The 22,276-nt window shown below is 50.7% G+C and carries 20 protein-coding genes and 1 tRNA gene; 6 read left to right on the top strand and 15 right to left on the bottom strand.

Annotation, left to right across the window (positions count from 1 at the left end):
- Positions 1-285: 285 nt before the first annotated feature.
- The gene (gene lpxA, locus H3L98_RS02290) at positions 286-1,062 is read right to left on the bottom strand and encodes an acyl-ACP--UDP-N-acetylglucosamine O-acyltransferase (protein ID WP_027022130.1); all 777 of its coding nucleotides are present in this window, start codon (positions 1,060-1,062) and stop codon (positions 286-288) included.
- A 70-nt stretch (positions 1,063-1,132) separates the two neighbouring features.
- On the bottom strand, positions 1,133-1,732 hold the full coding sequence (locus tag H3L98_RS02285) for a Maf family protein (RefSeq protein WP_034333608.1): 600 nt from the start codon (positions 1,730-1,732) through the stop codon (positions 1,133-1,135).
- A gap of 52 nt (positions 1,733-1,784) precedes the next feature.
- On the opposite strand from H3L98_RS02285, the gene H3L98_RS02280 reads away from it, so the two are divergent.
- The 3 genes from H3L98_RS02280 to H3L98_RS02270 all read left to right on the top strand — a co-directional run bounded on the left by H3L98_RS02280 (position 1,785) and on the right by H3L98_RS02270 (position 3,096).
- Complete coding sequence (locus tag H3L98_RS02280) at positions 1,785-2,282, top strand: YceD family protein (protein WP_027022132.1); 498 nt, start codon at positions 1,785-1,787, stop codon at positions 2,280-2,282.
- Positions 2,283-2,306: 24 nt separating this feature from the next.
- Positions 2,307-2,486, top strand: a complete 180-nt coding sequence (rpmF, locus tag H3L98_RS02275; protein WP_027022133.1) for a 50S ribosomal protein L32 — start codon at positions 2,307-2,309, stop codon at positions 2,484-2,486.
- A gap of 79 nt (positions 2,487-2,565) precedes the next feature.
- Positions 2,566-3,096, top strand: coding sequence for a phosphoribosyltransferase (locus H3L98_RS02270; protein ID WP_027022134.1), 531 nt, complete (start codon positions 2,566-2,568; stop codon positions 3,094-3,096).
- A gap of 39 nt (positions 3,097-3,135) precedes the next feature.
- On the opposite strand, the gene hemL is transcribed toward H3L98_RS02270, so the two are convergent.
- From hemL to gap, 4 genes are all read right to left on the bottom strand, one after another.
- Entirely contained in the window at positions 3,136-4,422 is a 1,287-nt protein-coding gene (hemL, locus tag H3L98_RS02265) for a glutamate-1-semialdehyde 2,1-aminomutase (RefSeq protein WP_027022135.1), read from the bottom strand.
- A gap of 18 nt (positions 4,423-4,440) precedes the next feature.
- Positions 4,441-5,508: an NAD(P)H-dependent flavin oxidoreductase gene (locus tag H3L98_RS02260; RefSeq protein ID WP_027022136.1), complete on the bottom strand. Its 1,068-nt coding sequence runs from the start codon at positions 5,506-5,508 to the stop codon at positions 4,441-4,443.
- A 67-nt stretch (positions 5,509-5,575) separates the two neighbouring features.
- Entirely contained in the window at positions 5,576-6,112 is a 537-nt protein-coding gene (gene ruvC / locus H3L98_RS02255) for a crossover junction endodeoxyribonuclease RuvC (protein WP_027022137.1), read from the bottom strand.
- Between the two features lie 90 nt (positions 6,113-6,202).
- The gene (gene gap, locus H3L98_RS02250) at positions 6,203-7,207 is read right to left on the bottom strand and encodes a type I glyceraldehyde-3-phosphate dehydrogenase (RefSeq protein ID WP_027022138.1); all 1,005 of its coding nucleotides are present in this window, start codon (positions 7,205-7,207) and stop codon (positions 6,203-6,205) included.
- Positions 7,208-7,608: 401 nt separating this feature from the next.
- Between gap and lpxC the strand changes: the two genes are divergently transcribed.
- Entirely contained in the window at positions 7,609-8,517 is a 909-nt protein-coding gene (lpxC, locus tag H3L98_RS02245; RefSeq protein WP_027022139.1) for a UDP-3-O-acyl-N-acetylglucosamine deacetylase, read from the top strand.
- Positions 8,518-8,586: 69 nt separating this feature from the next.
- Here lpxC and H3L98_RS02240 read toward each other — a convergent pair whose 3' ends face one another.
- From H3L98_RS02240 to H3L98_RS02215, 5 genes are all read right to left on the bottom strand, one after another.
- The gene (locus H3L98_RS02240) at positions 8,587-9,165 is read right to left on the bottom strand and encodes a porin family protein (RefSeq protein ID WP_027022140.1); all 579 of its coding nucleotides are present in this window, start codon (positions 9,163-9,165) and stop codon (positions 8,587-8,589) included.
- A 216-nt stretch (positions 9,166-9,381) separates the two neighbouring features.
- Positions 9,382-10,104: an SAM-dependent methyltransferase gene (locus tag H3L98_RS02230; protein WP_027022141.1), complete on the bottom strand. Its 723-nt coding sequence runs from the start codon at positions 10,102-10,104 to the stop codon at positions 9,382-9,384.
- 101 nt (positions 10,105-10,205) lie between these two features.
- Positions 10,206-11,633, bottom strand: a complete 1,428-nt coding sequence (locus H3L98_RS02225) for a surface lipoprotein assembly modifier (RefSeq protein ID WP_027022142.1) — start codon at positions 11,631-11,633, stop codon at positions 10,206-10,208.
- Between the two features lie 131 nt (positions 11,634-11,764).
- A complete protein-coding gene (locus tag H3L98_RS02220; protein WP_051532086.1) occupies positions 11,765-13,711 on the bottom strand; it encodes a transferrin-binding protein-like solute binding protein in 1,947 nt (648 codons plus the stop codon).
- 321 nt (positions 13,712-14,032) lie between these two features.
- On the bottom strand, positions 14,033-15,313 hold the full coding sequence (locus H3L98_RS02215; RefSeq protein ID WP_027022143.1) for a DUF2868 domain-containing protein: 1,281 nt from the start codon (positions 15,311-15,313) through the stop codon (positions 14,033-14,035).
- A 110-nt stretch (positions 15,314-15,423) separates the two neighbouring features.
- Here H3L98_RS02215 and H3L98_RS02210 point away from each other — a divergent pair.
- A tRNA-Lys gene (locus H3L98_RS02210) sits at positions 15,424-15,499 on the top strand.
- Between the two features lie 95 nt (positions 15,500-15,594).
- Here the strand turns inward: H3L98_RS02210 and H3L98_RS02205 are convergent.
- From H3L98_RS02205 to H3L98_RS02190, 4 genes are all read right to left on the bottom strand, one after another.
- Positions 15,595-17,718, bottom strand: a complete 2,124-nt coding sequence (locus tag H3L98_RS02205; RefSeq protein WP_034333611.1) for an AAA family ATPase — start codon at positions 17,716-17,718, stop codon at positions 15,595-15,597.
- A gap of 8 nt (positions 17,719-17,726) precedes the next feature.
- A complete protein-coding gene (prfH, locus tag H3L98_RS02200; RefSeq protein WP_034333614.1) occupies positions 17,727-18,362 on the bottom strand; it encodes a peptide chain release factor H in 636 nt (211 codons plus the stop codon).
- Entirely contained in the window at positions 18,359-19,426 is a 1,068-nt protein-coding gene (locus tag H3L98_RS02195) for an RNA ligase RtcB family protein (protein ID WP_027022146.1), read from the bottom strand. The genes prfH and H3L98_RS02195 overlap by 4 nt, the downstream gene beginning before the upstream one ends.
- Positions 19,427-19,709: 283 nt before the next feature.
- Positions 19,710-21,101 carry a surface lipoprotein assembly modifier gene (locus H3L98_RS02190; RefSeq protein WP_027022147.1) on the bottom strand — a complete coding sequence of 464 codons (1,392 nt, stop codon included), beginning with the start codon at positions 21,099-21,101 and terminating at the stop codon, positions 19,710-19,712.
- A gap of 167 nt (positions 21,102-21,268) precedes the next feature.
- On the opposite strand from H3L98_RS02190, the gene H3L98_RS02185 reads away from it, so the two are divergent.
- Positions 21,269-22,270: a Slam-dependent surface lipoprotein gene (locus tag H3L98_RS02185; RefSeq protein WP_027022148.1), complete on the top strand. Its 1,002-nt coding sequence runs from the start codon at positions 21,269-21,271 to the stop codon at positions 22,268-22,270.
- The last annotated feature ends 6 nt before the right edge of the window (positions 22,271-22,276 follow it).

Raw genomic sequence — 22,276 nt, 5'->3', positions numbered from 1 at the left:
CTTGGGTGCGGGGTAAACAGGGTAAAACAGAAAAGCCCGACTGAATCATCAGCCAAAAAATTGAATTATCTAAAATTATCTTGACAAACCACCGCAGACAGGTTCTTTGCTGTTCAGGCGCGTTATTTTATCAGTATTTGTTTTGGGTTTGAAAGACCACTCTAGCTAAATTACATAAAGGGAGGGAATCTTTACACCTGCTGTCTATATGTTTTCATTTTGGGGCGTGTCTGCATTGTTATGGTGTAAAAAAACAGCTTTCCATCGGGAAAGCTGTACACAGGGCTAACGGATAATGCCTCGCTCGGACACGGCAAAAAAATCGGCAAATACGTTTAATTCGGGTGCGGTGCCTGCCAGTTCGCACACGCGGGCTTTGGCTTCTTCATAGTTTAAACCTTGTCGGTAAAGGATTTTGTAGATGTTTTTGACATTGGCGATTTGTTCTGGGCTGAAGCCACGCCGTTTCATGCCTTCGCTGTTTAAGCCTGCGGGTTCAGCGCGGTAGCCTGCTGCCATCACATAGGGGGGAACGTCTTTGTGTACGCCTGCGGCAAAGGCTGTCATGGCGTGGTCGCCGATAATGCAAAATTGATGCACCAGCGAAAACCCGCCCAAAATCACATAGTCGCCAATGGTAACGTGTCCTGCTAAAGAGGCGTTGTTGGCAAAAATGGTGTGGTCGCCTACTACGCAATCATGCGCCAAATGCACATACGCCATAATCCAGTTGTCGTTGCCGATGCGGGTTTCGCCGATACCCGTTACCGTGCCGAGATTAAAGGTGGTAAATTCGCGGATGGTGTTGCCGTTGCCGATAATCAGGCGCGTGGGTTCGCCACGGTATTTTTTATCCTGCGGTATCGCGCCCAAGCTGGCAAATTGAAAAATGTGGTTGTCGCTGCCGATGGTGGTGTGACCTTCAATCACCACATGTGTGCCAATTTGGGTGTTCGCGCCAATGCGGACGTGTTCGCCAATCACGCTGTATGCGCCAACGCTGACGCTACTGTCTAATTCGGCGCGGGGATGAATAATGGCAGTGGGGTGAATCAGGGACATGGGGTTTCCTTTCTGCTTGCCTGAAGGCAAGGTGCTATCATAGCGGGGCGCGGGGCGCATGGAAAGGTTTTTAAACGGCAAATACGCCCTCTTCTGCCAAAAAATCCAGCAAACGGAATAGGGGCAGTCCAATCAGGGCATTGGGGTCGGTGCTGTCAATGCGTTGAATCAGGGCTGCGCCCAAGGCTTCGCTTTTTGCGCCACCCGCGCAATACACGGCATCGGGTTCGCGCTGCAAATAACGGGCAATGGTGTCTGACGACAGGGAACGCATGGTAACGGTGGTGGTATCGGTGTGCTGCTGTACACGCCCTGTGGCGCTGTTAAGCAGGCAAACGGCGCTGTAAAACTGAATGGTCTGCCCCGACAGTTCTGCCAGCATTCGCTGTGCTTTGGCAGTGGTCATGGGTTTGCCTAGCTGTTTGCCGTGACACCATGCTACTTGGTCTGCGCCGATAATCAGGTGGGCTTGCCACGTTGATGCCAATGAACGGGCTTTTGCCACCGCCAAACGCTGTGCCGTGGCAGCAGGGCTTTCGCCTGCCAAAGGGGTTTCGTCACAATCGGGTGCGGCGCAAACAAAATCCAAGCCCAGATTGTGCAATTGTTGCTGGCGGAACACAGAGCTTGAAGCCAAAACCAAGGGGAAATGCGGGTTACCGGCGGGCATGATTCTGAAACCTATTGACGTTGAAAGTATAAAATTATATCATGTCGGGTTTATGTCTAACCGTATTTTGATTGACCCGCAAGCGTTTGCGCGGCAAAAAGAAAGTTTGAGCGGCACGGTTGTCCTCGCCGATTTACACGAGCGGGTACATTCGCCCGATATGTTGGATTTGTCCGCAGCCGTCAGTTATACCCTGCACGGCGGTACAGACGAACTACAACGCCCGTTTTTGCAATTGCACCTGCACGGTGTGTTGCCGCTGCAATGCCAACGCTGTATGAAAGCGGTGGATTTTGCTGTGGATGAAAATGTGCGTATCGTGCTGTTTGCCGATGAAGCGGCACTTGACCGCGCCATGCTCGCCGATGATGCGCTTGAAGGTATGGTAAGCGACAAAGAAACCGATGTGTACACGCTGCTGGAAGACCAAATTCTGATGGCGTTGCCCCTTTCGCCCAAACACGATGACTGCCCAAGCGATACGGATGCTTACCGTCCGCAACGTACCAATCCTTTCGCGGTGCTGGCCGGTTTACAAAAAACGGATTAATTTTTCATTTTTCAGGAGCTTGAAATGGCTGTTCAACAAAACAAAAAATCCCCTTCCCGCCGCGGTATGCACCGTTCGCACGATGCTTTGAGCGCACCTGCGCTGTCGGTAGACCAAGCCACTGGTGAAGTACACCGCCCGCACCACATTTCGCCCAACGGCATGTATCGCGGTCGTAAAGTCGCCAAAGCCAAAGGCGAATAATCTGTGTGCGCCCCATAGCGGCGCAAGCTTGCCCAAGCCGACGCTTTATGCTGTCGGCTTTGTTTTTTAAGGAGTAATCATGAGTAAAAAGGTTTGGTACACTTATGACGACATTCACCGCTTAATCGCCAAAATGGCTGCCGAAATTCAGGCGGCGGGTGTGCGCTACGATGCGATGGTTGCCATTGGCGGCGGCGGTTTTATTCCCGCACGGATGTTGCGCTGTTATTTGGACGTGCCGATTTATGCGGTTACCACCGAATATTACGCCAACGAAAGCGATGCCCAAACATTGGACACCATCCGCACGGTGCAATGGCTGGACCCTGTACCCGACAGTTTGGCGGGTAAAAATATTTTGGTGGTAGATGAGGTGGACGACAGCCGCGTTACCTTGGGTTTTGTGCTGCGCCGTTTGCAGCAGCAGGGCTTCGGGCGCATCGGTGTGGCGGTGGTTCACAATAAAATCAAAGAAAAAAGCGACAGTTTGCCGCCTAATATCGATTATTTTGCGGGGGTGGAAGTGGCGGATTGGTGGATTAATTATCCGTGGGACGCAAACGATATTGACGAACACAACCGTTTGGCAGCGCAAAACCAAAACGGTTAATACGCAAAAGGTTGGCAATATGCCAACCTTTTTTTGATTTTATGCTGCTGCCATTTCAGCAAACACTTCTTGCGCGGCGGCGATGGTGTTGTCAATCAGTTCGGGCGTGTGCGCGGCGGACATAAAGCAGGCTTCATAGGCAGAAGGTCCAAAAGCGATACCGCGTGCCAGCATACCATGGAAAAAGCGTTTAAAGGCTTCGGTGTCGGAAGCAGTCATATCGGCATAGCTGTGTGGAATGTTTTCGGCAAAATACAAACCAAACATTCCCCCTACCCAATCGGCACAAAACGGTACGCCCGCTGCTTTTGCCGCTGCGCTCAAGCCTTGGCACAGACGTTGACTCAATGTGGATAAGTTCTCGTAAAAGTTTGGGCGTTGGATGATTTCCAATGTTTTCAAACCTGCGGCAACGGCAACGGGATTGCCCGACAAAGTGCCTGCCTGATACACGCCACCCAAGGGGGAAATACAATCCATGATTTCTTTTTTACCACCAAACGCTGCCAAAGGCATACCGCCACCAATCACTTTGCCCATAGTGGTCAAATCGGGACGGATACCGTGCAGGGATTGTGCGCCACCCAATGCCACGCGAAATCCCGTCATCACTTCATCGTAAATCAGCACCACACCGTGTTCTTCGGTTAGGCGGCGCAAGGTGTGGATAAATTCGGCAGACGGCTGTACCAAGTTCATATTGCCTGCAATCGGTTCAAGAATCACACAGGCGGTTTCCGTGCCTTGCTCGGCGAAATACTGTGCCAAAGCTGCGGTGTCGTTATAGGGCAAAACGGCGGTATGGCGGATAAAATCAGACGGTACGCCTGCGGAACTGGGGTTGCCGAAAGTGAGTAAACCGCTGCCTGCTTTGACCAACAGGCTGTCGGAATGCCCGTGATAGCAGCCTTCAAATTTGACGATTTTGTCGCGCCCGGTGTAACCACGCGCCAAGCGAATGGCAGACATGGTGGCTTCTGTGCCTGAACTGACCAAACGCAGCCGTTCTACGCTGGGAAGCAGTTTGGTAACGGTTTCAGCAATGATGATTTCGCCTTCGGTGGGTGCGCCAAACGATAAACCACCCGCTGCGGCTTCCTGTACGGCAGCAATCACTTCAGGATGGGCGTGTCCGACAATGGCAGGTCCCCACGAGCCGACATAGTCGGTGTAGCGTATGCCGTCTTCGTCCCACACAAACGCGCCCTCGGCACGGCGGATAAAACGCGGTGTGCCGCCTACGCTGCCAAAGGCACGCACAGGCGAATTGACCCCGCCCGGAATAATGTTTTTGGCGCGTTCAAAAAGTTGTTCGTTGCGTGCCATCAGGCTTCCTTTACACGTTTATGCGGTTTCTTTGCCGATGGCGGCAAAATATTCTTGTTCCAAAGCGTCAATCAGCTGTTCGGCGGTTAAATCGCGGCACAAACCGACACCGCGCCCCGCCCACAATGCCATGTATTCGGCATCGCCATGTTCTTCGGCATCGCGGCGCAAGGGCAGCGTGTAGGCGTTTTGCAGGGGATAGGCGGCGACATGCTGCTCGTACATCATGTTTTCGCGTACAAAGCGGTTAATCAACACCCGTCCCGTGCGCCCTGTAAACAGCTTGGTGTGTCCCGTTACGGCGCGGCGGGTATCAAACAGCATATTGCGGTAATGACGGGGAATGCCCGCTTCGCGGGTGCTTAAAAACGCTGTCCCCATTTGCGCGGCTTCTGCACCAAGGTTTTGCACGGTGGCGATGGCTTGCCCTGTCATCAAGCCGCCCGCTGCCCACAGGGGAATACGCACGCTTTGGCGGCATTGGGTCATCAGGGGCTGCAAACCCATGGGTTGGGCGACATATTGCTCGGTAAAACCACCACGGTGTCCGCCTGCATCGCTGCCTTGTACGCAAACAGCATCTGCGCCGATGTCTTCCCAATGCTTGGCTTCGTCCACATGGTTAGCAGTGCCGACAATGGCAATATTGCGCTGACGCAGGGCGCGGATATGTTCGGGTTTCAGCAAGCCAAATGCAAACGATGCCACCGCAGGGGATACCGACAGCACGGCTTCCAGCTGGTCTTCAAACACGGGCATGGGCATCTGCTGCTTGGGCAGGGGCTGACCGCGTTTGTGGTAAATATCTGCCAGCCAGCGCGGAATCGGGTCAGCAATTTGGTTGGGCTGCTCACGGAAATTATGCACAAACAGATTGATGCCGAATGGTTTGTCGCTACGCTGGCGCACGGCGGCGGCGTGTTCAAAAATCACATCGGGCGACATTTCCCCCGCACCGATAAACCCCAGCGCACCGGCCTTGCCCACCGCCGCCACCAGTTCGGGCGTGGTAATCCCGCCCGCCATCGGGGCTTGTACCACAGGCAAACGCAGATTGAATTTTTCGATCAAAGACGGGGCGGTCATGAGATGATTTCTCCGAAAGATGATTTAATGGGCGCATTTTAATGTAAAACCGCCACAATGTGTGCATTCACGGGCGCAAACGTCCGCCGCGCAATGCCAAGCCGCCCATTTTACCAGCTAAACCGTGAAAGCGCAGCCCATGACTGATAGCAACCGCCAAACCATCTGCCGCATCTGCCTGTGGCGTACCCGACAAACCCAACATCTGTACCACCATGTGCTGTACCTGCTCTTTGGCAGCTTTGCCCTTGCCTACCACTGACTGTTTAACCTGTAAAGCCGTGTATTCATACACAGGCAAACCGCGCAATACCAAAGCCGCTACCGCTGCGCCCCTAGCCTGTCCCAACATCAGCGTTGCCGCAGGATTCACATTTACAAACACCTTTTCCACCGCTGCTTCATTGGGACGATAGGTTTCAATAATTTCGCCAATATGTTCCACAATAATGCCCACCCTGCCTGCCAACTCATCCCCCGCAATGGTGGTAATGCAGCCTGAAGCCACATACACAGGTTCACGTCCATGCCAATCCACCACGCCAAAGCCCGTGCTGCGGCTACCGGGGTCTATGCCCAAAATACGCACGATTTGGTTAGCCATGATGCCTTTCCCCACAAATACTGCGCCGCCATCTGCATCCACAACAGACAGCGGCGACCACTTAGCCTAATTATCGGGCTGGGAACTTAATTAAATTTTGCCTGCGAAATAGGCAACGGTACGCACCAGCTGGCAAACGTAAGACATCTCGTTGTCATACCACGCCACAGTTTTAACCAACTGTTTGCCATCCACATCCAATACACGGGTTTGTGTTGCATCAAACAGCGAACCAAACTCAATACCGACGATGTCAGACGATACCAGCTCTTCATCGGTGTAAGCAAACGATTCGTTGGCGGCAGCTTTCATGGCAGCGTTTACTTCGTCCACGCTAACCGCTTTTTCCAAAGTACATACCAATTCGGTCAATGAACCCGTGGCTACGGGTACACGTTGGGCAGCACCGTCCAGTTTGCCTTTCAGTTCAGGAATTACCAAACCGATGGCTTTGGCTGCACCTGTGCTGTTGGGGATAATATTTTCTGCAGCAGCACGCGCACGGCGTTTGTCGCCTTTACGATGCGGGGCATCCAAAGTGTTTTGGTCACCAGTGTAAGCGTGTACAGTGGTCATCAAGCCCTGTACCACACCAAATTGCTTGTGCAGTACCGATACCATCGGTGCCAAACAGTTGGTTGTGCAAGAAGCCGCAGAAATCACGCTTTCACTGCCATCCAATACATCGTGGTTAACGTTGAACACCACAGTTTTCACATCATTGCCACCAGGAGCAGAAATCACCACTTTGCGTGCACCTGCGCGAATATGTGCTTCTGATTTTTCCTTGCTAGCAAAAAAACCTGTGCATTCCAGCACCACATCCACACCCAATTCACCCCAAGGCAGGTTTTCAGGATTGGCATCTGCCAGCACTTTTACGTTCTTGCCGTTTACCAGCATGCCGTTGTCGGTCATCTCTGCCGTACCGCGAAAACGTCCTTGTGTGGTGTCATACTTCAGCAGATGCACCAACATATCAGGCGGGGTCAAATCATTCACGGCGACCACCTCAATGCCTTCAGTTTCCAACAAACGGCGGAACGCCAAACGACCAATACGGCCAAAACCGTTGATGGCTACTTTCACACTCATGCTTTGCTCCATGGTTCAGTCAGGTAGAAAAACGTATTTTCCCACAAATCGGGCGTTTTGACTAAATCTTGTTTTCAACTTGCCCCTATTTGCCCCCAAGCCAATTTTTTTCGCGAACACCAATAAATAATAAAAATATATATGATGATACTGGTGTTTTGAATTTCTGTGGATAAGTCCGTTTTTTTTATTTTTTTTAAAAAGATATCCTGTGGATAAGTCTGTGGATAACCTGTGGATAAAATGTGGATAACTTATCCACAACCCGACAGCCTGTGGATAACTCATGACTTATCCACATTTTATCCACAGACTTATCCACAGGCTGTCAACCTGTGGATAACTTTGGTTTTTGCTGTATAATAATGGGTGTTTATCTATGATTTAAAAGGATTTTAATTATGAAACAGCGTACTTTGGCACAAAAAATAGAGATGACAGGCGTCGGACTGCATTCCGGCGAGCGTGTGGCAATGACTTTGCATCCTGCGGTGGATAATCACGGTATTGTGTTTCGCCGTTGCGATTTAGGGGAAGCAGTGATTCCCTTACACCCCGATTTAATTAACGACACCCGTTTGTCTTCTACGGTGGTAACGGCAGACGGCGTGCGTGTGGGGACGATAGAACACATTATGTCTGCGTTGGCAGCGTGTGGTGTGGATAATGTACTGATTGAACTGAATGCGCCCGAAGTCCCGATTATGGACGGTTCCAGCCTGCCCTTTGTGTATCTGTTAAAAGAAGCAGGTATTGTGGAACAACTGGCAAAAAAACGCTTTTTGCGGATTATGCGCGAAGTATCGGTACAACAGCCTGATAAATGGGTGCGTTTTGTGCCTTATGATGGTTTTAAACTGAAACTGACCATTGAATTTGACCATCCCGTATTCAATACCAGCGAGCCGGTTTTTGAAATTGATTTTGCCAAGCAAAACTATATTGAAGAAATTGCCCGCGCCCGCACTTTTGGCTTTATGCAGGAAGTAGAAATGATGCGTACCCACAATTTGGGTTTGGGGGGAAATTTGGGCAATGCCATTGTAATTGACGAAACCGATGTACTGAATCCTGACGGATTGCGCTATCCCGATGAATTTGTGCGCCATAAAATTTTAGATGCGATTGGCGATTTGTATATTGTCGGGCATTCGATTATTGGGGCATTTGAAGGTTATAAATCAGGACACGCCATCAATAATGCCCTATTAAGAAGTATTTTGGCGGATAAAGACAATTATGAATGGGTAGAGTTTGACGATTCTGAACAGATGCCTGAAGCCTTTGCGGGTGTAGAAACCCTGCAATAAGCCATTCTGTAAACAAACGCTTCCCGCCCGATAAAATTTCAGGCGGGAAGCGTTTTTATGGATTAGAGATTAGAAGCGGTAAGCGACACCAGTGCTGACGCTGTTGCCGCGAATTTTTACACGGTCGCCATCAGAATCTTTTTTGCTGCGCAAACGGCTGTGCATGTATTCTGCACCCACTTCCACATTCGGGGCAACTTGGTATTTAGCACCCACACCTACGCCTACACCATTGGCAGACAGTTTGCTATCGTCTTTAAAACGGCTGTGGATATAGTCCACTTTGGCATAAGGCATTAAATCGTTGGTAACACGGTAGCCTTGGCTGTAGCCAACGCTCAAGCGTTGTTGCTCTTTCACTTTACGCTCTTCGCCGTTTTCATTGTAAGTAAAGGCTTTAGATGCGGGCAGTTTGGCTTTTGCACCTACTTCACCAATCAGTTGGCTGTCGCCGTATTCAAAGGCGTAGCCACCAGTCAGGGTCAAGTCTTTGGTGCTTTTACCGGAAAGACCGCTGTCTTTCACTTTGTATTTAGTGGTACCCACTTCCACACCTACCGAACCGCCGGTAAAGCTTTTACCGGTAGGGGCAGCCAAAACCGATACGCTCATCAAAGCGCCCAATACCAATGCAGTAACTTTTTTCATAATGTCGTTTCCTTTCATAAAGGGGAGTTGAACGCATGTCTTGCGTGATGAGATGTATTATGACAGGTTTTGATGTGAAAAACCGTTGTGCCTGTGTAAAAAAATGTCCCGAAAATTGCCCTAAACAGGCGCAAAATAGGGGTTTCGGTAATTTTTAATAGCTAATTTACAGCTTTGGCAAAATTACATCAAAACAGCCATAGTGTTGCGTATTGTTTACACTTTGCCATGGTTTGGGCTGTGGATAACAAATAGCGTAGGACGTTTTTTTAGGTTGGGCAATTCGCCCATCTTGCGCCACTGCTTAACGGGTTGGCTGATAATGGTTTGCTGAGAGGTGGTTAAATCGGTGGCAATACACAGCAAGGTATTATCGTCAAGCAATGTAACGGCATCATTTAATAAGGCTTGATTGCGGTAAGGGGTTTCAATAAACAATTGGGTTTCGTTTTCTTGGCGGGAACGCTGTTGCAATTGTTTTAAACGTGTTGCCCTGCCCTGCGGGTCGGCAGGCAGATAGCCTTTAAAGGCAAAACATTGCCCATTAGCACCCGATGCCATCAGCGCCAATAAAATGCTGGAAGGTCCAACCAAGGGGCGTACTTCAAACCCTTTGGCGTGTGCCAAGGCAACCAAATCGGCACCGGGGTCGGCAACGGCGGGACAACCCGCTTCGCTTACCAAACCCAAATCACGTCCTTCATATAAAGGCTGTAACAATTCGGGCAAGCTGTCTGTTGGTGTGTGTTCATTTAGGGTGCGTAGTTTCAGTTCGCGCACAGGGGTGCGGATACCCAAATGCCGCAAACAGGCACGCGCCGTTTTTTCGGCTTCTACCACAAAATCGCTTAAGTGGGCGATTTGGGCAGATTCTTGTGGAAGCAGACAAGGCGTATCTGGCGTAGACAGCGGGGTAGGAATTAAATATAAAATAGGCATAGTTTTACCTGTTGATTTTTAATAATAAAAAAATCACATGAAACGTAAAATACCGTTTGGGTAAACTTGTTTTACGTTTCACGTGAAACTGAAAAATTCAATTAAAAGGTTTTTTGAATAAAAATATAAGCGTCCCGCGTATCGTATGATTGCGTGGTTAAATTGCTTTTGGTTTTTTGATAGTTAAAAACCAATCTTGGCATAAATCCTTTAAACTGCCATGTGGGGTTAAATACTTGGGCATTTACCGAATAGCTGTGGTTTTTTCTTTGTAAACCAAACCAGTAGGGCTTTTGATTGCGTGTGCGGGAAGCACCCACAGTAAAATCGGTATAAAAATTCTTGGGCCATTCTTGCCGCCAACCCAAATTAACCCCTACCGTTTTATTGGCATTGGTTTTGTCTTTGGTATTTAAACGGCTCCAATACATGCCCAATTGCCAGCTTTGTTTGTCGTTTTGCTGATAAGAAAGCGATGAATGAACAAAATGGCGTACGCCGTCTGATGTACGTGCCACCAAGGGATTATTGTATTTGATATAAGAGGGCTGGTACATTAAATCGTATTGAAAACGGCTGTTTAACCAACGCCAAACGCGGAAACGTGCGCCATATTCGTCTGAATAACGTGCCAAGTGTCCTTCTTCCCGTCTGCCTTCGCCGCGCGCATTCCAATTGCTGCGTAAAAACGGTTGGAATTCGGCATGATAGCGCGGGGTTTCATACAGCCAGCCCAAACCGATATTGGTGTTGATTTGGCTGTATTTCTTGGCATTAAAATAGTGGTCCCAATCTATGCCTGTATTGAGGCGCAAGGCATTACGTCGCCACGGTAAATGCCAACGTTTTTGCGCATTAAAGCCCACGCGGAAGCCGTAGCCGCGTTTGGCGGTTTCGGAGTTGGAAAAAGTAGCACCACCGGGAAGCTGATAATAAACGGTGTGGCGGGGTGCCTGATTGACATTGCTGTTGTTCAGAAATTGAAAGGTAAAACCAAACTGCCATTTTTGCCGTTGCTGGATTTGCATAATCCAACGGTCGGCAGCTTTTTCATAGTTTACGGTTAAATCGGGCGTGGCGCGGAATTTTTCAAATTCGTTTTGTGCGGCATCGGGTTCGCCGTTGTACAACAGGGCTTGTGCCAATTGAAAGCGCAGCAGTTCCTGTTTGGGGAATTTTGCCAGCAGTTTGCGGTATTGCTGTACGGTTTTTTGCCAGTCTTCTCCTGCATCCATAATGATATCTGCCCAATCCAGCAGGGAATCATCGCGTTTTTCGGCAGGAACGCGGGTGCGGTAGGCATAGCTGAGGGAGCGCACGGCATTGCGGTTGGCTTGGGTGATGTCGTAAGGATTAATGGCAACAGCTAATGCTTGTTCCAATTGTTGTTGTTCGTTTGCGGATAAGGTTTGAGTATCGGGTGTGGAAACAGCAGAACCCAAGGGTTTACCCGGAACGGTGGTATTTTCGGCGAATGCTGTGGTACACAAAATAAAAGTGCCGATAAGGGACAGAATGATGCGTTTCATTCCAAATCCTTTTGAAAGTGTGGAGATGTAAAGAAAAAGCCCGATAACGGCAGGAAGCCGATATCGGGCAGAAAAAGGCATTAACCTGATAGGGTTGACCTTTTAGCGGTTATTGGCTTTAGGAAGGCAGCTTATTTAACCAAGTTAGTTAAACCTTGTTGGTCGCTACCATCCAATACACCCGTTACACCACCGCCAATGGGCTTAACAGGAGGAGGCGCTAAAGGCTTAACTGCAGGAGGCGTAGTGGTATTTTTTGCACCAAACGACAAGCCCCATTGCAATTTTTCAGGATTGGCACTTACGATGGTTCCACCCATTTCTTCACCTTTTGCACCAAAGATGGTGGCATTGAATACGCCTGGTGCATAATTTTTGGTGTAGTTTTGAGCAGTACCTGCAATATTACCGTTGTCTGCCAAAGTGCCGTTAAAGCCTACCAAGGGTGCTTCTACTTTGGTCAGGGTGTCCATATTGTTGTCTTTTACCAAGCCCCAAACATTGTACACATTGCCATCTACCAGTTTGGTAGCCAAATCCACATTAGCTTGGATATGGGTACCGCTAATCAGGTATGCTTTGGCACTGCCACCCAAAGCGGTGGGTACTTTGCCGTTGTTTTGACCTTGGCGGAAGCTATGGTCCAGACCGTAAGGTACAACGTGACCTTTATAAGTCAGCTTGTTGGTGCCGTAGTGTGCAGGCAACGCAGCCAATTGGTCAGCAGTAGTGTTATTCACACCACGGGCGAAGTAGTGGTTTTCAGTACCATCTGCACCATATTCACCAAAAGCAACAATATAGGTGGGATAGTTTTGGTGCAAACCTTCAACAAAATTATCAAGATTGCGACCGCTTAACTGGGAAGTAACACGACCATATTGTACATGATGCAGAACTTGGTCTTCCAAAGGCAGGTTTTTGGCGTTTTTGTATTCACCTTTTTTGGAGAGGTCATCGCCATTATCACCGTATGCTACAGGAGTGTTTTTAGCATCATCTTTTTTAGCAAAAGTGGTTTTATTACCGTACAATTCAAACACAGTGTCTGCGCGTTTCGTACCTTCAAACTTGCTTAATTTTGGTTTTCCTTTATTATCAAAGGATAATACTTTAACATCTTTCAAACCACTGTCTTTAATTTTGGCTTCATCCATACCAGCATGGATATAGATTTTTTTATCTAAAGCATAAACTAAGGCTTTTTTATCTTTTTCAGTACCTTGTTTTTCTACTTTAGTAACATCAACCAAATGTGTACCTGTGATGCGTTTACCCAATTTAGGATAGTCTACCCCTTTTTTAGCTACCCATGCTTGTTTTAAGGTAATTTGGTTGTCATCTTTTAAGGGTAAGGCTTCCATTGCACGGGTATCAACATCTTGCAAATACAAGACATTTTCTTTGCCGTTGCTATCGCGGTAGTGACCAATCACAAAGTTATCCAAGTGTTTGTTCGGGTCTTGTTCCTGCATCAGCAAACCGGTATTGGATTCGCTATTAGCGGATTTTTTCACGCCGTTCAAAATAAAATCGGATTTGGTTTTGATAACGTGTTTGTAACCCACGTTGGATGCTTTGTTGTTTACCGGTACGGTAGAAACGCTGATGCTCTTGTTGGCATTGTCTTGAGCCAGTTTTTGTTCGGCTACTTTTTGGGCATCTGCCACAGTGGTTGCCAAAGTTTTCAAGGCTTCAACAGCCTGCTGTGCCGATAATGCGGCAGCAGGTGCGTTGGGGTCTTTGTCGTTGCCGGCTTTTACGGCAGCTTCTTGTGCTGCTTGTGCAGCAGCTTGGGCTTTATTAACCGCAGCTTGTGCAGCAGCGACATCGCCTGCCGCTGCCGCTTTTTCTGCTTCGGCTTTGGCAGCTTGTGCTTCTTTTAAGGCATTGGCTGCTTTAAGTGCGTAGTCTTCTTTGCTGGGTGTGGTAGAAGTGGACGCACCGTTATTGGGTGTGGTTTGACTTTTGGTGCTGGGCGCATCGTCACCGCCGCTGCTGCCGCAGGCAGACAGGATAAGCGCGGTAAAGGTACTTACGCCCATTTTTACACCCATTTTGAACAAATTGGATTTCATTTGGTTTACCCCATAAGTTTGAGAACGGAAAGACAACCAGATGTCTGGTTGTTTGTTTAGGCACTGCTTGCTGTTTTACGTGTTTTGCCGGCCAAAAACGCAACCGCAGCGGCAGTTTGGATATCCTGTTGCGGATTGTAATTGTGCTTAGTGTATAAAGTCAAGGCTTGTCAAGATAATTTTGCGAAATGTCAAGTATTCGCCAAAATGTATGGGGAGTGTTTTTAGGGGTAAAAACAGGTAAATGGAAGGGGGTAAATATGTTACTTTTGTTACGGAAAAAAGGAAAAGCGGGACGTTTGTCCCGCTTGATGAAAGGGTTTACACAATGTGCCAACCGTGTTCGGCACAAATCTGCTGCCATTGTTTGACGCTGTCGCCGCCGTTGCCAATCAAACGAATCGCCAATCCGCCGCGTGCGTGGTGGGCGAGAACGCTTAAACGGCGCACGGTGCCGCGGTCGGGGGTGGCGCGGGCGCGGATGCCGATTAACAGCATAATGTTTTGGTTTTGGCGGGCAAGCTGTTCGGTAAAGTGATGAAAATCATCGCGTTCGCACACAATGCCTTTGTCGCGCCAAATGCGGTTGTAGGCGTTTTGAAACCATGTGGCGGGGGCATCGGGGGCATCGAGGGCAACGGCCCAATATTGGTCGGCGGGGGTGTGCGGGGGCGTGCGGTGGTGAACGGCATCGGCACGGAAATCGCTGCTGTGGTCGGTAATGCGGCGTTGCCATTGTCCGATGATGTTTTGGTAGTAAGGCAGGGTTAAATCGAGTGAGATGCAGCTGCGGCGTTGTTGCCAAAAACAGACACCCCATGCCAGCAGGCGCGGTAAAATGCCGTAACAGGCAATGCTGCCGAGCAGCAGTCCGCCCCAACGGGCAGCGTGAACGGCATCGGCGCGGTTGCGGTTGGCGAAAACGGCATCGGCATCGGGTACGGGCAAGCCGAGTGCGGAAGGCAGCCAGCCCAAAACATCCACCGCACGGCTGAAAGCGCGGCTGTCTAACAGCGTGCTTTCCCAGTTAAACGTATATTGGCGCACAGTTAACAGCAGCAGCGCGGCGGCGAACATTCCGCACAGGGCAGACAGCGACAAACGGTGGCTGACGGCACTGGCACGCCAAAAAAAGACGGGGCTTTGTGTGGTTTGCGCGTAAAGTTCCGCCAAGGCGGCAGGAACGGCATCGGGTTTGCGTCCGAACAGCAAGGTGGGATACAGCCAACCGCCGTGGTAGGGTCGCTGCCGCCAAACGCTTGCCAGCCACCACAGCAGCATCAGGGTATTGATGCCCAAAATCCCCGCCAATACAAACAGAAAATTTAAATTATGCTGGCGCATTAGGCTGTAAGTACCGATAAAGCCAAGCACAAACCATGCAGCGGTAGCGGCAGACAGCAGCCAAACAGCGCGTTGGCGATGAGTGTAGAGCTGGTGTATTAATGCCCCGTCGGCATCAATTTGGGCGGCGCGGCGGTGCAGGCGTTCGGCAAAACCGCTAGGGTCGCTGCGCAGGCGTTCGGTAATTAACAAAGGGTCGGCGGCAAAAGTGTGGCCTCGCGTTTCCAGCAGGCGCACCAGTTCGGTAAGCAGGTACATGGGCGTGTGCAAAAAATTATGTTCAACCGCGCTATTTTACCGCCAAACGGCAGATGATGCCGCATAGAATATTGACAAGGGCAGATAAGTGATGTATAGTTACGTCTTTCGGGTCGTTAGCTCAGTCGGTAGAGCAGCGGACTTTTAATCCGTTGGTCGAGCGTTCGAATCGCTCACGACCCACCAAATTTAAACCGTCCAGCAGATTGTTGGACGGTTTTTCCTTATCTATCAAAGTAGTAAAGGCGCAATCCCAATGGTGTGGATTGCGCCTTTATCCCTTAAACAAAGCCAAACGTGCCTTTTGCCCCTTCTTTTAACGCACATTCGCGTTTTAAAGCCGCTGCAAACGCCGCCGCATCTGCCACAGGCACAATCCGCGCCTGTTTGACCACCACGGCAAAATCGCCCAAAGCCAGCTGCGGCATGCTCCACAATTCCGCTTTTAACACAGGGTCGTTGTCGGCTACAGCCAAACCCAATTGGACGCAATGGTTTTGGAATGCAGACCAAGCCTGTTCGGGCTTGAGCCAGCCAAATTCAATTTTAAAATCAAAACGGCGCAGTGCAGCTTGGTCGAGATTGCGCATTAAATTGGTGCTGGCAGCGAAAATACCGTCAAACGCTTCCATTTGCGTGAGCATTTCGTTGACTTGGGTGACTTCCCAATTTTGACGGGCATTGCGGCGGTCTTGTAAAAAACTGTCCACTTCATCAAACACCAGCACAGCATCGTTTTCTTTGGCTTCTTCAAAGGCTGCGGCAATCAGCTGTTCGGTTTCACCGACATATTTGGACAATAAATCCGAACTGCGTTTATATAACAAAGGCTTGCCCGCGCGTTCTGCCAGCCACGCCGCAAACGCGCTTTTGCCTGTTCCAGGGGCGCCGTATAAGCACAATGTGCCGCGCCCTGTGGCAACGATACCGTCTGCCAGTGCCTGTAAATCCTGTTTGCAGTTAATCCACGCGGGATTATAGGTTTCGGGCAGTTTGGCACGGGTGTTGAGGGCGTGAAAATGTCCTTGTGCTTTTAAGGTATTGTGCAAAAGTTTTTGAAATAAATCGCTTTTGGGTTCGGCTTGCCAGTCTTTGCCTGCGGATTCGGTAACGCGGTGCGCCTGTTTGAGCAAGGCAGGCACCAAAACATCGCTTTCCGCCAAGGCGCGGATTTGCGGCGCGGGCAGGTAATCCCCAGCCAAATCGCGAATCATTTGGGCGCGAACGGGAACGGGCGGAACTTTCATTTCAATCACCATATCAAAACGGCGCACCGCTGAAGGGTCAATCAAATGGACGTTGTTACACACCCATACGGTAGGCACGGGATTGTTTTCCAACATACGGTTGAGCCAAGCTTTGTTGAGGCTGAAATCGGATTGCCCGCGGTCAAACAAATCTTCCACTTCGTCAAACATCAGCATCACTTTTTGCGCGGAAAAAATATTTTGTGCCATACGCAGGGCATTGATGCGGCTGTTGCGGTTGTGGGGGCGGTTGTCTTCGTCTGACCATGCAATTTCATACAGTTCCACACCTGCCTGCTGTGCCAATACGCGGGTGAACTCGGTTTTGCCTGTGCCTGCCGCGCCGTGAATCAAAATATTGCAGCCGTTTTGTTTGTCGGCAAACACGGTTTGCAAATGGGAAACGGCAGCAGGGGTAAGCACACCCAAATGAGCGAAATTTTCGGGGCTTAATTGGGTTTGCGGGGGCGTGGTAATGTGTTCTTTCAATACCTGCGCGGGGCTGAGCGGTTCTGCTGCCATCTGAACGGCAAACTGGCGCGAGAGCAGGTCAATTTTGCTGCGCAGGGTATAGTCTTCGTTGCGGTCAAGGCTGAGTACGCCGGTGCTGCTTAAACGTCCGTGTGACTGCAGGGCTTGGGTGATGTGGTTTTCGGGCAGGTGCAGCAGTTTGGACAGGACGTGGCAGGTGTCGTTGTCGTCCAATTCGTTCAACAGCGCACACAGGCGCATCAGTTCGGGTTTGGTGTGCAGTAAAATCGCAAAAGTCAGCAGGCGCGATTCGGTTTCGTCAAAACCGAACATTTCCGTCCATTGGGCAACATTGCTTTTTAATACGGCTGGCACGCCTTCCTGCCACAGCTGGTTAAAGTCGTCCTGCGTGGAAACCTGATGATGGCGGCGGATGTGGCGGCGGGCGACTGTCGGGTCAAAATCTTCTTGGTCAAACCAACTGTCTGCGCCGATAAATTCGGCAATTTGGGTGCCGTGGAAGCCGTCGCTCTCAATAAATTGGTTTTGCCCGTCAAGGGTGTATAAAATTTCCCATGCCCAATGCAGCATCAGGGTTTTGAGGGCATCGGCTTCTACGGCAAGCGGTGCATCGGCGGCATCGGGCTGGGGGGAAATCAGGTTTTTGATTTTTTCAGATAAACTCATTTTTTTCCTTAATTTTCAATAGGTATGGGGTAAGAACCGCTGCCACGGTACTGTCTGACGGCGTTGCCGCGTTCCAAATCATGACGCTGGCGGTGGTTTTGCTGTTCGGTATGGCGTTGGTTTTGTTGTTGCCGATGCAATAGTTTTTCTGCCAGCAGCAAACGTGCTTGTTTTTTGTTGGCGTGCTGGCTGCGGCGGTTTTCTACGCGCACGCTTAATCCACTGGGCAGATGTACGGCACGGACGGCACTTTCGGTTTTGTTCAGGTGCTGTCCGCCGTTGCCACGGGCGCGACAGGTGCTGAAACGGATATTGTCTGCTGCGTGGTCAGCGTATTCAGGGGAATGTGCTGCCAACGATACGGCTACAAACCAGTTTTTACGCGGATGCTGCGGACGCAGCGGGCTGGGACAAATCCATTGCCATGTACCCAACCATCGCGCGGCGGCGGTGGCAGCGTGTGTGCCTGTCAGTTGCAACAGGGCGGAACGCAAACCGTATTGGTCGCTTTGCGATTGCAGGACTTGGCAGCGCAAACCTTGTGCGGCGGCTTCGCGGCAAACGGTGTTGGCAATAAAGCGGGCAAACAAACGGCATTCGGCAGGACCTTGTGCGGTGGAAATCAGTAAACAAACGTTGTTCATGCTTCGCACCCTCCCGCAGTTTTGTAGGTCAGCACGGGTTTAAGCCTTGCCACCACGCGCACCAAGCCTGCATCACACAAAGCCTGTACCACACTGTCGATGTTTTTGTAGGCTTGCGGGGCTTCTTCGTACAGTAAGTGTTTGTCGGCGCAGACCACAGTGCTGCCCAAAGCGGTTTTACGCAGGCTGTCAGCAGGATATTTGTGCGACAAACGTCCTTTACATTCGCTGCGCTGCCATTTGCGACCTGCGCCGTGTGCCAGCGAATACAGCGACAAAGCGGTATCGGCTGCGGGCATCACCAAATAGCTGTAATCGCCACGCGACCCCGGAATCACCGCCAAACCTTGATTGGCGGGTGTCGCGCCTTTGCGGTGCACCCAGCCGTGTTCGCCGTTTAGTTGGCAGGCTTCTACAAAATTATGGCTTAAATCCAGCAGGCATTGCCCGCTGCTGCGCCAGCGTTCCAGCATGCGTTGGGCGATGGCGGCGCGGTTGCGGACGGCGAACGCTACGGCGGCATCGTGTTCTGCCAGATAATCGGCGGCTTCGGCATCGGGCAGACCGCGGTGTCCGTGCTGGTCAATGTGGCGGCGCAGGATTTCCCCGCCCAAACCGCGCGAACCGCTGTGTACCAACAACAGCAGTTTGTCAGGTGCAAGGGCTGCGGGCAGATATTCGGGCAGGTAAACCGCATCTACAGTTTGCAATTCGGCAAAATGGTTGCCGCCGCCAATGGTGGCGGGAACATCGCCCGCCAAAGGCGCATCAATACTGCCCAATTGTTTGGCGAGTTTGTCGGCTTTGGCGCGGCGGGCAGGCAGTTCGGTTTGCCACAACGCCATGCCGCAACCGATGTCGCCGCCAATCAGCGCCGGATACAGTACGCCACTGCTGAAAAATGCCGCGCCCACGGGATAACCGCGTCCGGGGTGCAAATCAGGCATGCCCGCCACGCGGCGCATACCCGCCAAAGCAGCAGTCGTCTTTAATTGCTGCTCGGCAGCACCTTCAATCCAAGTATTTTGATTGCGAATGATAACAACAGGATAAGAATTGCCCATATAGAGTTGCTTTCCATATGCCGTATAAACGGCACAACAAAATACCAATCCGCATCAAGCGGTTTGGCAAAATTGGGGAAAAGCAGCCCGATACGGCGTTGGGAAAGAACCGTATTAAGGATTCGGGCTGCAAAGAAAGAAACAGGCAAACATTGTCATGATAAAAATCCTTTCTTTGCAGTGAATGGGAAACGAAAACGCCATTATGCCGAAAATAAAGCGGTTCAACAAGGCAGTTTACACCAGCACGGGCAAAGTCATGGCAAATCCGCCACAGCCCGCGTCAAAATCCCGCTTCCAAGCCGATACCGAACGAACGCTTGCGCCGTTGCGCCCACGGCATATTGCTGCGGATGCGACTGTGTTGGTAAAACAAAACGGGTTGCCAGCCGCGCCATTGCAGTTGCCGCTGACTGACGGCAATACCCGCGCCGTATTCGCGGTTGCGCTGTGCCTGCGTGCCGAATGCCGCGATGCCGCGATATTGTCTGATGCCGTAATGCGCCGACAAGCGCGTGTCTGTACCTGTGCCTTGCCAATGTTGCGACCACACGCCCGATAATCCATGAAACTGAAACGCAGCATTGTTTTCAAATGCGCCGATATGCTGGTGTTTGGGGCGGAATAATTCATAACGGTAAGCAGCAGACAGCGAAGCTTGCGGCGTGATTTGTTTGGCAAACGATATGGCTGACGACCATTGATTACCGTCTTGACGTTGTGCGTAGGCAGCGTCGCGGTAGCGGTGGCGTTGCGCTTCCAATTGAATGCGGAACAAGCTGTATCTGTCGGGGCGGTATGCCCAAGCCAAGCGCGTTCCCAAAGTGTGTCGGTGTGCGTAAGGCAAAGCACGCGCCGCACGGTTGCCACTAAACGATTCTGCCCCTTCTAAACGGATTTGGTAAAACGGCAGCAGCGACCATTCATGTCGGGCATCGCGGTATTGCCAGCCCAAAGCAGCACGCGCCGATGCTTCATTGTAACCGTTTTGCCCAAAATAAAATGTGCCATCATGTTGAAGCTGTACTGCCAGATTGTGTTTGCCATGCAGGGGCTGTGTTTTGGCAAGCTGTATGGCGTAACTGCCACCGTATGCGCTTTGCGCGGTGGTGCGGGTGCAGTACACGCCGTTTAAACAATGCGGCGGCGGGGCGTTGTTGATGTTGTCGTTATAAACGGGTTGCAGCGCAAAACCCCACTGCCATTGTTGGCGGCGGGCGATGGCGTGACGGAAACGGGCGATATTGGCGTGAACGGCGGCAGGCAGGGTTTCTTCGGCGAGTGCGGCGAATGCAGCATCGGCTTCACGGGTTTTGCCGTTTTCAAATAAAACAGCGGCTTCGTCCAAACGGTCGCGCAAATGGTTGGAGTGGTCGTGCGGCAAACGGCGATACAGGTCTTCGGCTTCGTCCAAACGTCCATTTAAACGCAGCAATACGGCTTGCGCCCGCATTTTTAACAACTCATCGGCTTGTGGCAGTTGGGCATAGGCTTCGTTTAAAGATGCCAACAGCTTGGCATCGCTGCCGTCCATGGCATCAATAAGCAGCCGTTCCAATAATTCGGGTTGCTGCTGCAAACGCTGATTGTCCCAAACAGTGTCGGACGGGATTTGTGCGTGGGCTTGCCAGCAGGCGCATAAAAAAATAATGTGCAGCCAATTGCTTCTTAACATCGGAGACGGTACGCTGGGGATTTTGATTGATAATAATAATCATATCATTTATTATTTGCCGCTGATAGGTTTGCTGCGAAATCATGGCGTACATGGTCAGGCAAATCTGTGTATTGCCCTGTTGCAACGGGGATTTGCCCCGTGCCAAACGATTTTGAGGAAAACCGATGAAAACCATTTGTATTGCCGTGAGCTTGGTCTGTGTATTGGGCGGGTGCGCGGGCAGCAGCATCACCGAACCAAAAGGACCTGTGGATATCCCCACTTTACCCTCTGCCAACAATAATCAATCGTTTAAACCCAATGAAACCCTGCCTGCACGGATGCAAACCCTCAGCACTGCCGATACACCCAGCGGACAACTGGAAGCAGTGGATGTCCCTGCACGCTTTACCGGCACGCCCGAACCCGAATTGATGTACCGCACCAAAGACGGCACGCTGTACCGCTTCAGCGAGTTTACCAATCCGATTGTACCCAGTTCGTTTAGCCCGTCTTGGAAAATGGAAACCCGACATCAGGGGCAAAATACCGAAAAACACGGCAAAATGATGGTGTGTTGCAGCGGCGGCGGCGTGTTCCGTTATGCAGCGGCAACCGATTTGAAACACGTCCGTTTTGGCGCGTGGGGCAACGGCGAATTGTTTGTGGGCGGCATGGTGTCCGACCCTGCCTTGATGCCAGGCGGAAGCCACGAAAAAGTACGCGACATTAAAGGCAAAGCCACTTACGAAGTGTGGGCATTGCGCGTGAAAGACGGACAGTTTGTCAGTTCGTCCTACACACCCAAATCCTATACCAATTCCAAAGGCGAACCTGTAGTGTCGCTGTTTACCGCCAACTTCAATACAGGAAAAATGGGCGGAACAATTGTTGGCAACAGCGATTTTGGCGCAGACGTAGAATTAAAGAATGTGGATATTCAAGGCAATGCCTTTTCGGGTACGGCACAATCAGCAGGCAAAATCGGACAGGTGGACGGACGCTTTTTCGGCGAACCGCGCACTTACGGTTATGGTAAATACGTTGAAATTACCGGACCTGCCACCGAAGAAATTGGCGGCAAAATCGTGTTTGACGGCAACCGCAGTTTGGATACCGTATTTGGCGGCAAACGTGTTAATGAGCAATACAAAGATGATTCATCGGATTTGAATCCGCTTCAGTAAGATTGG

Source organism: Conchiformibius steedae (assembly GCF_014054725.1).
In the GTDB taxonomy this organism is placed as follows: domain Bacteria; phylum Pseudomonadota; class Gammaproteobacteria; order Burkholderiales; family Neisseriaceae; genus Conchiformibius; species Conchiformibius steedae.
Note: the sequence above shows the minus strand (reverse complement) of the source record. Positions and strands in the feature narration are given on the sequence as shown.